This is a genomic window from Mycobacterium colombiense, from assembly GCF_003284935.1.
Taxonomy (GTDB): Bacteria; Actinomycetota; Actinomycetes; order Mycobacteriales; family Mycobacteriaceae; genus Mycobacterium; species Mycobacterium arosiense_A.
Genome location: NZ_QMEV01000098.1, coordinates 1 through 12,396 on the forward strand (window position 1 = coordinate 1; position 12,396 = coordinate 12,396).

The 12,396-nt window shown below is 69.3% G+C and carries 13 protein-coding genes and 2 pseudogenes; 9 read left to right on the forward strand and 6 right to left on the reverse strand.

What is annotated here, in order from left to right:
• From DQP57_RS24765 to ribD, 3 genes and pseudogenes are all read left to right on the forward strand, one after another.
• Nucleotides 1-432 (forward strand): annotated as a pseudogene (locus tag DQP57_RS24765) (rRNA cytosine-C5-methyltransferase); the annotation flags it as partial.
• 106 nt (nucleotides 433-538) lie between these two features.
• The gene (gene rpe, locus DQP57_RS24770) at nucleotides 539-1,228 is read left to right on the forward strand and encodes a ribulose-phosphate 3-epimerase (RefSeq protein ID WP_430920152.1); all 690 of its coding nucleotides are present in this window, start codon (nucleotides 539-541) and stop codon (nucleotides 1,226-1,228) included.
• On the forward strand, nucleotides 1,225-2,250 hold the full coding sequence (gene ribD / locus DQP57_RS24775) for a bifunctional diaminohydroxyphosphoribosylaminopyrimidine deaminase/5-amino-6-(5-phosphoribosylamino)uracil reductase RibD (protein ID WP_112635340.1): 1,026 nt from the start codon (nucleotides 1,225-1,227) through the stop codon (nucleotides 2,248-2,250). The genes rpe and ribD overlap by 4 nt, the downstream gene beginning before the upstream one ends.
• On the opposite strand, the gene DQP57_RS24780 is transcribed toward ribD, so the two are convergent.
• Nucleotides 2,247-3,827, reverse strand: a complete 1,581-nt coding sequence (locus DQP57_RS24780) for an MFS transporter (RefSeq protein WP_112635342.1) — start codon at nucleotides 3,825-3,827, stop codon at nucleotides 2,247-2,249. The two genes, ribD and DQP57_RS24780, sit on opposite strands and share 4 nt — an antisense overlap.
• Nucleotides 3,824-4,531 carry an LppX_LprAFG lipoprotein gene (locus DQP57_RS24785; RefSeq protein WP_112635344.1) on the reverse strand — a complete coding sequence of 236 codons (708 nt, stop codon included), beginning with the start codon at nucleotides 4,529-4,531 and terminating at the stop codon, nucleotides 3,824-3,826. The genes DQP57_RS24780 and DQP57_RS24785 overlap by 4 nt, the downstream gene beginning before the upstream one ends.
• A gap of 118 nt (nucleotides 4,532-4,649) precedes the next feature.
• Between DQP57_RS24785 and DQP57_RS24790 the strand changes: the two genes are divergently transcribed.
• A complete protein-coding gene (locus DQP57_RS24790) occupies nucleotides 4,650-5,249 on the forward strand; it encodes a riboflavin synthase (protein ID WP_112635346.1) in 600 nt (199 codons plus the stop codon).
• A gap of 28 nt (nucleotides 5,250-5,277) precedes the next feature.
• Here DQP57_RS24790 and DQP57_RS24795 read toward each other — a convergent pair whose 3' ends face one another.
• Both DQP57_RS24795 and DQP57_RS24800 read right to left on the reverse strand, forming a co-directional pair.
• Nucleotides 5,278-6,189 carry a TIGR03619 family F420-dependent LLM class oxidoreductase gene (locus DQP57_RS24795; protein ID WP_112635348.1) on the reverse strand — a complete coding sequence of 304 codons (912 nt, stop codon included), beginning with the start codon at nucleotides 6,187-6,189 and terminating at the stop codon, nucleotides 5,278-5,280.
• Nucleotides 6,190-6,277: 88 nt separating this feature from the next.
• Nucleotides 6,278-6,901 (reverse strand): NADPH-dependent F420 reductase, encoded by a 624-nt coding sequence (locus tag DQP57_RS24800; RefSeq protein WP_112635349.1) that lies wholly within the window; start codon nucleotides 6,899-6,901, stop codon nucleotides 6,278-6,280.
• 97 nt (nucleotides 6,902-6,998) lie between these two features.
• Between DQP57_RS24800 and DQP57_RS24805 the strand changes: the two genes are divergently transcribed.
• The 5 genes from DQP57_RS24805 (at nucleotide 6,999) to DQP57_RS24830 (ending at nucleotide 11,402) form a co-directional block, all read left to right on the forward strand.
• Entirely contained in the window at nucleotides 6,999-7,478 is a 480-nt protein-coding gene (locus DQP57_RS24805; RefSeq protein WP_112635351.1) for a MarR family winged helix-turn-helix transcriptional regulator, read from the forward strand.
• 1,004 nt (nucleotides 7,479-8,482) lie between these two features.
• A complete protein-coding gene (locus tag DQP57_RS24815; protein WP_112635363.1) occupies nucleotides 8,483-9,760 on the forward strand; it encodes a bifunctional 3,4-dihydroxy-2-butanone-4-phosphate synthase/GTP cyclohydrolase II in 1,278 nt (425 codons plus the stop codon).
• Entirely contained in the window at nucleotides 9,757-10,239 is a 483-nt protein-coding gene (gene ribH, locus DQP57_RS24820; protein ID WP_112635353.1) for a 6,7-dimethyl-8-ribityllumazine synthase, read from the forward strand. The genes DQP57_RS24815 and ribH overlap by 4 nt, the downstream gene beginning before the upstream one ends.
• Entirely contained in the window at nucleotides 10,236-10,706 is a 471-nt protein-coding gene (locus DQP57_RS24825) for a PH domain-containing protein (RefSeq protein WP_112635355.1), read from the forward strand. Before ribH ends, DQP57_RS24825 begins: the two co-directional genes overlap by 4 nt.
• An 18-nt stretch (nucleotides 10,707-10,724) precedes the next feature.
• A complete protein-coding gene (locus tag DQP57_RS24830) occupies nucleotides 10,725-11,402 on the forward strand; it encodes a hypothetical protein (RefSeq protein WP_112635357.1) in 678 nt (225 codons plus the stop codon).
• 63 nt (nucleotides 11,403-11,465) lie between these two features.
• Here the strand turns inward: DQP57_RS24830 and DQP57_RS24835 are convergent, their stop codons facing one another.
• Both DQP57_RS24835 and DQP57_RS24840 read right to left on the reverse strand, forming a co-directional pair.
• Nucleotides 11,466-11,804: a hemophore-related protein gene (locus tag DQP57_RS24835; RefSeq protein WP_008258171.1), complete on the reverse strand. Its 339-nt coding sequence runs from the start codon at nucleotides 11,802-11,804 to the stop codon at nucleotides 11,466-11,468.
• Between the two features lie 104 nt (nucleotides 11,805-11,908).
• Nucleotides 11,909-12,396 (reverse strand): annotated as a pseudogene (locus DQP57_RS24840) (PPE family protein); the annotation flags it as partial.

The window sequence follows — 12,396 nt, forward strand, 5'->3', positions numbered from 1 at the left end:
CCGGTCGACGTGCTGCGGGTCGACGGGCGGCACACCGATCTGGAGCCGACCTTCGACCGGGTGCTCGTCGACGCCCCCTGCACCGGGCTGGGGGCGCTGCGCCGCCGCCCGGAGGCGCGGTGGCGGCGTCAGCCCGCCGACGTGCCGACGCTGACCAAGCTGCAGCGCGAGCTGCTGGGCGCCGCGATCGCGCTGACCCGCCCCGGCGGCGTGGTGCTCTACGCCACCTGCTCGCCGCACCTGGCCGAGACCGTCGGCGTGGTCGCCGACGCGCTGCGCCGCCACCCGGTGAGCGCGCTGGACACCCGGCCGTTGTTCGAGCCCTTGGACAGGGGAGCCGACCTGGGGGACGGGCCGCACGTCCAGCTCTGGCCCCACCGCCACGGCACGGATGCGATGTTCGCGGCCGCGCTGCGCCGCGAGGCGGGGTAGCGGGGCGCGACACAGAGACCCCGCCGCGGCCGCGCTGCGCCGCGAGGCGGGGTAGCGGGGCCCGCCGGATGTGAAGGGGGGCGCGCGGCTCAGTAGTCTGGCGCTCATGCCTCGCAACATCGCGGGACCTCTGATCGCGCCATCGATCCTGTCCGCTGACTTCTCCCGGCTCGCCGACGAAGCCGCCGCCGTGACCGGCGCCGACTGGTTGCACGTGGACGTGATGGACAACCACTTCGTGCCGAACCTGACCCTCGGGCTGCCGGTGGTCGAGAGCCTGCTGGCCGCCACCACCATCCCGATGGACTGCCACCTGATGATCGAGGATCCGGATCGCTGGGCGCCTCCGTATGCCGAGGCGGGCGCGTACAACGTCACGTTCCACGCCGAGGCCACCCACAATCCGGTCGGCGTGGCCCGCGACATCCGCGCCGCCGGCGCCAAGGCGGGGATCAGCGTGAAGCCGGGGACCCCGCTGGAGCCCTACCTCGAGATCCTGCCGCAGTTCGACACCCTGCTGATCATGTCGGTGGAGCCCGGATTCGGTGGCCAGAGCTTCATCCCCGAGGTGCTGAGCAAGGTGCGCACCGCCCGCAAGCTCATCGAGGCGGGGGAGCTGACGATCCTCGTCGAAATCGACGGCGGCATCAACGCGGACACCATCGAGCAGGCCGCCGAAGCCGGCGTCGATTGCTTCGTCGCCGGGTCGGCGGTGTATGGCGCCGAGGATCCGGAGGCCGCGATAGACGCGTTGCGGCGACAGGCCGCCGGCGCGTCCCCGCATCTGCGTCGATGACCGTGCCGACGGGCGACGGCCTTGACGCCGCAATGCGTTTGGCGATCGACCAGTCCAATCACGTCAAGGGGACCACGTATCCGAACCCGCCCGTGGGGGCGGTCATCTTGGACGCCGGCGGTGAGGTCGTCGGCGTCGGGGCCACCGAGCCCGCCGGTGGCGATCACGCCGAGATCCTGGCGCTGCGCCGGGCCGGCGACCTGGCGGCCGGTGGCACCGCCGTCGTCACCCTCGAGCCGTGCAACCACTACGGCAGAACCCCGCCCTGCGTGAACGCCCTGCTGGACGCGAAGGTCGCCACCGTGGTGTATGCCGTCGCCGACCCGAACCCGGAGGCCGCCGGCGGGGCGGCCCGGCTCGAGGAGGCGGGCGTGACGGTGCGCTGCGGGGTGCTGGCCGACGAGGTGGCCGGCGGCCCGCTGCGCGAGTGGCTGCACAAGCAACGCACCGGGCTGCCGCACCTGACCTGGAAGTACGCCAGCAGCGTCGACGGCCGCAGCGCCGCTGCCGACGGCTCCAGTCAGTGGATTTCCAGCGAGGCCTCGCGGCTGGATCTGCATCGTCGCCGCGCGGCCGCCGACGCGATCGTGGTGGGCACCGGCACCGTGCTGGCCGACGACCCGGCCTTGACCGCCCGGCTGCCCGACGGCTCACTGGCCGACCGCCAACCGCTGCGGGTGGTCGTGGGCATGCGTGAAATACCGTCGGAGGCAAAGGTTCTCAACGACGATTCACGGACCATGCTGATCCGCACGCACGACCCCATGGAGGTGCTCAAGGCGGTGGCGGACCGCACCGACGTCCTCTTGGAAGGCGGCCCCACCCTGGCGGGTGCGTTCCTGCGGGCCGGGGTGGTCAACCGGATCCTGGCCTACGTCGCGCCGACCCTGCTGGGTGGTCCCGTCACCGCGGTCGACGACGTGGGCGTGACCACGATCGCGCGGGCGCTGCGCTGGCATTTCGATGGCATCGACCGGGTGGGGCCGGACGTGGTGCTCAGCCTGGTGCCACGCAGCGGCTAGCGCTCACCCAACGAGACCGCTTGCGGCTCAACGATTTCCGGCTCATCGGCGTGCTCCTTGCGGCCGCCGATCAGCAGACCCAGCAGCGCTCCGGCGATGCAGATCGCGACGGTGGCCAAGAAGATGTCGCCGTACATCTGGGCGAAGGCCTTGAGGTACATGGTCCCCTGGGCGGCGATGCGCTCCAGCAACGTGGCGTTGGGCGGGATCGCGGCCGTCAGGCCCGCCACGATCTGGTTGAACCGGTACAGGCCCCACGCGCTGAGCGCGGCGACACCGATCAGCATGCCCGTCATGCGGGCCACCACCACGGCCGCCGAGGCGATGCCATGCTGGGCGGACGGCACAACGCGGAGCGCGGCGGAGGTCAGCGGCCCGATCACCAGGCCGAGGCCCACCCCGGCGACCAGCAGGTCGGCGTGCAGCACGGGCACGCTGAACACCCCGAAGACGTTGTGCTTCTGGCTCATGACGTCCTGGCGCCAGAAGTGAATCAGCCAGTAGCCGTACGCGGCGATGAGCAGCCCGACGAAGGTCATGATCCGGTCACCGACCCGGGTGGCGATCCATCCGCCGAGCACCGCACCGATCGGCAGCGCGATCAGGAACCACAGCAGCAAGCCGGCGGCCTGGGTCTGGGTTTGGCCCAGTACGCCCTGACCGAACAGCTCCACGTCCACCAGCGTCACCATCAGCGCGGCGCCGGCGAACAGCGAGGCGCCCAGCGCGGCCAGGAACGGGCGAAAGTGCACGCCCGCCGGCTCGATCAGCCGGGTGCGCGCGAAGCGCTCCCACAGCAGGAACAGCACCGCGACCACGGCCGCGCCGATGACCAGGGGTAACCCGTAGCTGGGCAGGATCTGCTTGCCGTCGGGTTGCGGGTTGTACAGGCCGATCACGGCGAGGCCCAGGGCGACGGCCAGCAGCACGCCGCCGACCAGGTCGACCTTTTCGGGCTCCTCCACCCGCTCGTGCGACGGCAGGCTGAACTGGATCATCACCATCGCGATCAGCGTCAGGGGGACGTTGATCCAGAACACGTAGCGCCAGTCGTGAAACAGGAAGACGATGAAGATCCCGTACAGCGGGCCCAGCACGCTGCCGAGTTCCTGCGCGGCGCCGATGCCGCCCAGCACGCCGGCGCGGTTGCGCTGCGCCCACAGGTCGGCGCCCAGGGCCAGGGTGACCGGCAGCAGCGCGCCGCTGGCCACGCCCTGGATGGTGCGGCCGCCGATCAGCAGGTGGAAGTCTCCCCAGTGACCGGCCAGCGCGGTGACCACCGAGCCCACGATGAACAGCGCCAGGCTGACCTGCAGCACCAGCTTGCGCCCGAACCGGTCGGAGGCCCGGCCCAGCAGCGGCATGGCGGCGATGTAGCCCAGCAGGTACATCGTGATGATCCAGGTGATGCGCTGCAGCTGGTTAATCGGGATGTGAACGTCGGTCATGATGTCGCGCATGATCGTCACGACGACATAGGCGTCCAGGGCGCCCAGCAGGACTGCCAGGCTGCCCGCGCTGATCGCTACGCGGCGTCCGGTCTGGTGCCCGGTCGGGGCTTCGGTCTCAGCGGTCACGAGCTCACCGGGGGCTTGGAGACCTGAACCTGCTCACCCCAGTTCGACAGGGTGATCTGGGCGGAGTTGCCCGAGCTCTTTTGCAGGTTGGCCTGGACCAGCTGGTGGTCACCGGACTCCTGGATCCACACCGTGCTCGGCACCGGCTGTGTCGCGTTGAACTGCGGCACGATCTTGTTCACCGCGTCCGCCGAGACGTTTCCGCTGATGCGGATCGTGTTCTGCCCGTTGACGTTGTCGCGGCCCTCGGCCTTGGCGTTGCTGAAGTTGGCCAGCGCGTTGCCCAGCCCGCTGTCGGGGTTGAGCAGCACCGAGACGTCATAGACGTCGGCGGCCTTGCCGAAGTCGCTCCACTTGTTCGGGGTCAGGGTGGCGTACAGGGTTCCGTCGAGCACCACGAAGTTGGCGTCGATGTCGGACCCACCCAGGGTGATCGTGGCGTTACCCTGCGCGGCGGTGGCCGGGGCCGTGGTGAGGTCACCGGTCAGCGTCTTGATGGGTAGCCCCTGGATCTTGCCCTGGATGCTCAGCGCGATGTGCGCGCTCTTCACATTCTTGGTGGCGTCGGCCGACTGCTTGACCAGGCTCGTGGCGTCGGGAAGCGGTGCGCCGCTCTGCTTTGAGCCCGACGAGCAGCCGGCGATCAAGGCGGTGGCGAGGGTCAGGGATGCGATGACGGCCGATAGACGGCGGCGGGTCTGCATACTGTGCATCGTAGAGGGTGCCGGTGACTGCCCTGATGAACGCGGGGTCCCGGTGTCGCCCAGCCGCCGGTGTTTGCCCTGCTCATCCGCCTGAGAGACGGCCAATTAGCCTAGGAGGATGTTTACCGGGATTGTCGAGGAACTCGGCGAGGTGACGGCTCGTGACGTCCTGTCCGACGCGGCGCGGCTGACCATCCGCGGCGCCGTCGTGACCGCCGACGCGGGCCACGGCGATTCGATCGCGGTCAACGGCGTGTGCCTGACCGTCGCCGAGCTGTTGCCCGGCGGTCAGTTCACCGCCGACGTGATGGCCGAATCGCTCAACCGATCCAACTTGGGTGAGCTGCAGGTCGGCAGCCGGGTGAACCTGGAGCGCGCCGCGGCCGTCAACAGCCGGCTGGGCGGGCACATCGTGCAGGGCCACGTCGACGGGACCGGGCGCATCGTCGCCCGCACCCCGTCCGAGCACTGGGAAGTGGTGCGGATCGAGATGCCCGCCGAGGTGGCCCGCTACGTCGTGGAGAAGGGCTCGATCACCGTCGACGGGATTTCGTTGACGGTGTCCGGGCTGGGCGGCGAGCCCCGGGACTGGTTTGAGGTCTCGCTGATTCCCACCACCCGGGAGCTGACCACGCTGGGCCGTGCGCCGGTCGGGACGCCGGTGAACCTGGAAGTCGACGTCATCGCCAAATACGTCGAACGGTTGATGACCCGCTAGGCGATTGCAGTTCCGAAAAGAACTGGACTCATCCCGGCCGCTGCGCTTTCCCACGATCATTCCATCGGGCGATGACCTGGCCGGCGAAGTCCAGCATCTGGTCCAGGGTGGGGACCATCGCGAAGGCGTCCACGATCGCCTCATCAGCGCCCGACCCGGCGAGGCGCTCGAGCCTGTCGGCAACAGAGTCGATGGACGTGCCCGGTTCGAGGTTGATCCGCATGGCCGTCTTCAGCGCGTCCGGATCGCGGCCGGCGTCCTTCGCCGCGCGACGCGCAATCGACCACAAATGGTCGGTGACCTCGTCCTGCAGCCCCTCGACCCCGAGCCAGCCGGTGCCGCTGCGTCCGACCCGGCGCATCGCGGCCTCGCTCACGCCGCCGATCCAGATGGGCGGACCGCCGGGCTGGACGGGGCGCAGGTCGGCATGGACCGGCGGCAGCGAGAAGAACTCGCTCTCCCAGGACACCGGGGTGGTCGTCCACCACTCGTGCAGGAACGCCAGCAGGTCATCGAGCATCCGCCCGCGCCGGCTCCAGTCCGCGCCGCGGGCGATGTCGTGTTCGTCCTTCATCCACCCGATTCCGACGCCTACGTCGAGGCGACCGTCACTGAGCACGTCGAGCGTGGTCAGCAGCCGCGCGAGGTGCACCGGCTCGTAGTAGAACGTGCTGAGCGTGCTGGCGTTCAGCCGCACCCGGCTGGTCGCCGTCGCGGCGACCGTCCACAGCAGGACCGGATCGAGGTATCGGGTCATCTGCGGCGGGTAGGGCTGCTCTTTGCCCGGATAGGTGCTGTGCATATCGACCGGCGTGACCAGTCGATCGCCGACCCACAGCGTGTCGTAGCCGAGGCCCTCGAGCCCGCGGCAGAACGCGCTCAGTCCGGCGGCGCTGCTGATCGCGGGCCCGACGATGGGCAGTGCGAAACCCAACTTCATCGCTCAATCCTTTCGGTGATCCATCAACCATTGTGTGGGCGCAGGACGCCGCCGTTCGTTCACGGCCCGGGACCGGCGGCGGCGCCGCTCAGGCGGCAGGGTTCACGCCGAGGGCGAAGTCGAAGTTGCCCACCCCGTGGCGGGCCAGACCCATCATGACCAGCCCCGTTGCTTCGAGCCAGTGCGCCATGTTCAGGCCGCCGACGTCCAGCGGACGCAGCTTGAGGCTCTCGATGAACTCCGCCAGGCGCGCCTTGGCGCGCGCGTCGTCGCCGGCAATGAAGACGTCGAGCGGCCGGCCCTGATCCAGGACGACACCGAAGATGGTGTTGAACGCCTTCAGCACGCTGGCGCTCGCCGGGGCCGCCTTGGCAACTTCCTGCGCGATCGACGTGTCCTCGGGGATGGCCAGTCCGTCGGCGGCGGCATTGAAGGGGTTGCTGATGTCGACGATGACCTTGCCCGCGAGGGCGTCTCCGTACTGCGCGACGACCGGAACGACGTTGGCGTACAACACGGAAACGATGACGATGTCCCCGTCGGGGACGGCGCCGAACTCTCCCGTCGTGGCGCTGCCGCCGAGAGCCTTGGCCAGCTCGGCGGCCTTGGACTGATTGCGCCCGATGACCTCGACGGTGTTGCCGCCCGCTACCGCCAGCGCGCCGATGGCACGTGCCATGTTCCCGGTGCCGATGATGCTGATGCTGCTCATGAGGTGTCCGTCCTGCCTGATAATGGAAAAGGTTGACGCGTCCACCTTAGGCCGAGAATGGTGACGCGTCAACCAAATGGGGTAGCATGGTTGCCTGATGGCACCGAACTGGTTGAACCCCCGCGAAGACCGCGCCTGGCGGGCCTTCCAGCACGCGAATCATCAGCTCAGCGTGCACCTGAACCGAGGCCTGCAGGAATCGGGTCTGTCCGGCGCCGACTATCAAATCCTGGCGGTGCTCTCGGAACACGATGGGGACCGCCTCCCCGCCCACGAGCTGTGCAACGCGCTGGGCTGGGAGAAGAGCCGCGTCTCCCACCAAGTGCGGCGCATGCAACAGGACGGGCTGATCTGTCGCCAGCCCAACCCCGACGATGCCCGCAGCACCATGGTCTGTCTGCTGCCGGCCGGCCGCGCGGCCATCGAGCGGGCGGCGCCGAGGCACGTGGAGGACGTCCGCCGGAACTTCATCGACCTGCTCACCCCGGCTGAGCTCGACATGCTCGCCGCCCTCAACGAACGGGTCTTACGCCACCTGGCCGAAGAACGCGACTCTCCCGCCGAAGGCGAGACCTGATGGCCGCATCAGCAGCGGCCTGTTTCGGGATCAGCTGATTACACGGGGTGCCAGATGGGGCCTTCCCAGTAACCCCAATGGTTCATGCCGGGATCCCACATGATCTGGGCCCACGGTGCCCAGGGCGGTGGCGGTGGCGGCGGCCCCGCCCAGGGCGGACCCCGTAGCCGGCCGGACCGCCCGGGCCGCCATAGTTGTCGTCCCAGTCGCGGCAGTTGTTCCAGTTCTGATACGGGCCCCAGCCCGGGTCCCACTGATCGCCCGGGCACCAGTGGTGGTGATACGTGGGCGGAGGAGGAGGCGCCGCCGCGGCGGTGCCCGTTGACAGCCCCAGCGCGGACATGGCCAGGCCGCCGGCCGCGAGCGCGCCGGTACACAGGCGGACCCACGGTCGTGTTGATGTGTTGGTGTTCATCCGGTGGTATTTCCCCGCGTTAATGGGTGCGAAACTCGATATTGAGTTTGCTCGTGTCAAATATCCCGCACAGCCGACGCTAATCTGGTGCAAAGTATTCTCGGGTAAATAGCCTTTTCATAGGGATCTTTATGACACCTGGTGACGATATTGCCGTGTGGCCACGCCATTCTTTGGCGCAAATATTCTGTTTGCCAGGCGGCCTCGCGCCGCTGTCGCGCGATTGCGTCTTCCGCGGCGACACGTTCGTCAGCCGCGGGACCGGTGCCGGATTCCTCTCGACAGCGAAACTGTGATCCCGGCGACGATTGCGCGCCCTGCGGCGGGGCGGCCTCGTGCGGTCGTGCGCCGGGGTGTCGTCGCACGGCCAGTCACGAGGGGACGGGTGCGCGTCATCGGAACTGGTCAGACCGTCGGTGCCGTCCGGCGGGCGCGGCGGCGCAACGCGATCCGGGGCCGTCCCGCTGACCAAACCGCGGCAATAACCGCCCGGCCGCCGTGGTTCATACTGAATGCAACACGTGGGCTTCTCGTGTGAGCCGTTTCGACAGTGTTCCCGCCGGACAGCGGGAACGGCAAGGTAGCGACGATGACGAGGTTGGACTCCGTCGAAAGGGCGGTTGCCGACATTGCGGCCGGCAAGGCCGTCATCGTCATCGACGACGAGGACCGCGAGAACGAGGGCGATCTGATCTTCGCCGCCGAGAAGGCGACGCCGGAGATGGTGGCCTTCATGGTGCGCTACACCTCGGGATATCTGTGTGTGCCGCTGGACGGCGAGATCTGCGACCGGCTGGGACTGCTGCCGATGTACGCGGTGAACCAGGACAAGCACGGCACCGCCTACACCGTCACCGTCGACGCCAGACGGGGTGTGGGCACCGGGATTTCGGCGTCGGACCGCGCCACCACGATGCGCCTGCTCGCCGATCCCGCCAGCGTCGCCGACGATTTCACGCGGCCAGGCCACGTGGTTCCGTTGCGCGCCAAGGACGGTGGCGTATTGCGCCGTCCGGGCCATACCGAGGCGGCCGTCGACCTGGCCCGGCTGGCCGGTCTCCAGCCGGCCGGCGCCATCTGCGAGATCGTCAGCCAGAAGGACGAAGGCTCGATGGCGCAGACCGACGAACTGCGGGTCTTCGCCGACGAACACGACCTCGCCATGATCACCATCGCGGACCTGATCGAGTGGCGACGCAAACACGAAAAGCACATCGCCCGGATCGCCGAGGCGCGGATACCGACCCGGCACGGCGAGTTTCGTGCCATCGGGTACGCCAGCATCTACGAAGAGGTCGAACATGTCGCGCTGGTGCGCGGGGACATCTCCGGGCCGGACTTCGACGGCGACGACGTGCTGGTGCGGGTGCACTCCGAATGCCTGACCGGTGACGTGTTCGGTTCGCGCCGCTGCGATTGTGGGCCGCAGCTGGACGCCGCGATGGCGATGGTCGCCCGCGAGGGCCGCGGGATCGTGCTCTACATGCGTGGCCACGAGGGCCGCGGCATCGGGCTGATGCACAAGCTGCAGGCCTATCAGCTGCAGGACGCCGGTGAGGACACGGTGGACGCCAACCTCAAGCTGGGATTGCCCGCCGACGCAAGGGATTACGGGATCGGCGCGCAGATCCTGGTCGACCTCGGGGTGCGCTCGATGCGGCTGCTGACCAATAACCCGGCCAAGCGGGTCGGGCTGGACGGCTACGGCCTGCACATCATCGAGCGGGTGCCGCTGCCGGTGCGCGCCAACGCGGAGAACATCCGATACCTGATGACCAAGCGGGACAAGATGGGCCACGACCTGGCCGGGCTGGACGACTTTCACGAATCCGTCCATCTGCCAGGCGAATTCGGCGGTGCTTTGTGAGTCCTGCCGAGGGGGTTCCGGAGGTTCCGCCGCTCGATGCGTCCGGCCTGCGACTGGCCCTGGTCGCGAGCACCTGGCACGGCGAGATCTGCGACGCACTGCTGGCGGGTGCCCGCAAGGTGGCCTCGGAATCCGGCGTCGACGACCCGACCGTGGTGCGGGTGATCGGCGCGATCGAGATCCCGGTGGTGGCGCAGGAACTCGCCCGCAACCACGATGCCGTCGTCGCCCTGGGTGTCGTGATCCGCGGGCAGACACCGCATTTCGAATACGTCTGCGATGCGGTGACCCAGGGTCTGACCCGGGTGTCGTTGGACACTTCCACACCGGTGGCCAACGGCGTGCTGACCACGGACACCGAGCAGCAGGCCCTGGACCGGGCCGGCCTTCCGGAATCGGCCGAAGACAAGGGGGCCCAAGCCACTCTGGCGGCCCTCACCACCGCGCTGACCCTGCGTGAGTTGCGCGCTCGGTCGTGACGTCGCCTCCGGACCGCGAGACCTGGGATGCCGTATTGCGTCCCCACCGCACACCGTTATTCGCCTATGGGGCGGCGTTCGTGATCGCGGCGGCGCACATCGCGGTGGGCCTGCTCCTCAAGGCGGGGTCCACCGGCGTGGTCTTTCAGACCTCGGATCAGGTGGCGATCGCGGTGCTCGGGCTGGTCATCGCCGGTGTCGTGCTGTTGTTCGCCCGCCCGCGGCTGCGGATCGGGCCGGCCGGCGTCTCGGTGCGAAACCTGTTGGGCGACAAGCTGATCGAATGGCCCGACGTCGTCGGGGTGTCGTTTCCGGTGGGTCACCGCTGGGCGCGGATCGACCTGCCCGACGACGAATACATCCCGATTATGGCGATCCAGGCCGTCGACAGGGGGCGCGCGGTGGCCGCCATGGACACCGCGCGGTCGCTGCTGGCGCGCTATCGACCGGACCTGCAGACGCTCTGAGCGCTGTAGCATCAGCCGATGGCACTTCAGGCGCGGGTGGCCGCGGCCGCCGTCGTCGCCGTTCTGGCACTGGGTGGGTGCGACGCCGTGGTGGGGGGACACGCGCTCCGGGCGTCCGGCCCGTCCGCGGCAACGCCGACGACGACGGTGAAACGCCCGCCGTCGCAGGCGCAGGACCTCCTGTTGCGGAGCGGCGATGACACACCGTTCGGCGCGGCCGGCGCAATCCCGGTGGGCGACACCTACTTCACCAGCGCCCGCCCGCCGGAATGCGCGGCGGCACTGCTGTTCAAGGGTTCGCCGCTGCGACCCGCCGGCGCATCGGACCACGCCGAATCGGCGTACCAGTTCAGCGGTCCGGCGCTCTACGCGGAGTCGGTCGACATCTACGACAACGCGCTGGATCCGCACCACGAGGTGGTGAGCGGCTTCCTCGCCGTCGCGCAGTGCCGGCACGACGCCGTGGGCGTCGCCCCGGCGGGGGAGGCCGCGCCGATGCGGCTGAGCGGGTTCGCCACCCCGTCCGATGGCGTCCTGGTATGGACGATGACCCAGTCGGCCTGGACTTGCGATTACGGATTGGCCGTGCTGACGCACGTGGCCCTGCTGCTGTCGGCCTGCAACAACGCGCCCGGATTCCCCATGGCGGATTGGGCGGCGAAACGCCGAGCACAGGTCGACGGGCGCACCGCTTAGCCGCGGCGGCCCGCCGCCTGGTCGATCAACGCTGTGGTCGGGAAGCCCGAGCCGGAGGCACGTTTAGTACCGGGTGCAGTCCGTCATCATTTGCTGGAAAATCGGCAGGGCCTGCTGGGCCCCCTGGTTGTGCTCGATCGCGTGCAGCAGGTTCACCCGCTGATCCGGCGACGACGCCAGGTACTGCTGCAAGAACTGCTGGTTGGGCGGCGACTGGTCGAGGTACTGCGCGGCCATCGGGTTCTCCGCGTGCACCGCCCGCATCGCCTGGTCATAGCTACAGGTGGTGTTGATCATCGGACCGTAATCGGGGCTGGCCGATGCGACCCCCGCCCCAGCGGTCGACGCCAATGCCAGACCGCCGACGGTCACGGCCAGTTTGGCCCACGAGCGCTTCATCATTTACGGACTCCCTCCATTGCTCTGCCCCCACTCTAACGTTGAGCTAGAAGCTTGGTAGCCAGAACGGAGGCCGTCCAAACCGCCGTGAGCGTCGGCGGCGCCCGTTACGTGCCCTCTACCTGCCCCGTTGGTCCTTCTTCGGTCGGTTGGCTCCAGCTGCTCGGCAGCAGGGGCAGGCCCGGGTCCGCGTCCGCCGCGGCGCCGGCGAGTGTGGTCAGGCCGGCCGGCGCGGTGCCGGCCTGGCGGGCGGTGCCGGCGAACCCGATGCGTCCCGCGCCCCGCCCCGAGGCCGTCGCCGCGGTGAAGTCCGCGTCGTCCGCGACCGGATCGTGGTCCAGGTATTCGTAGCGGTATCCGGGGTCGATCAGGCCCGGCTGGGGGCGCCTGCGGCGCCGGGCCTGCTCCCGTCGGGCAGAGGCGGCCGGCGCCGCGGCGGTGTCGCGGGCGGAGGCCTGCTGTTCGGCACGGAAGGCGGCGCTCATGTCGGTGCCGGCCCCGAGGCCGGGAGGGCCCACCACATAGGGGTAGCTGAACCCCGGGACGCCGCGGCAAACACGCCGAGCCGGCCGCCCCCGGGCCGACAGCCACCGGG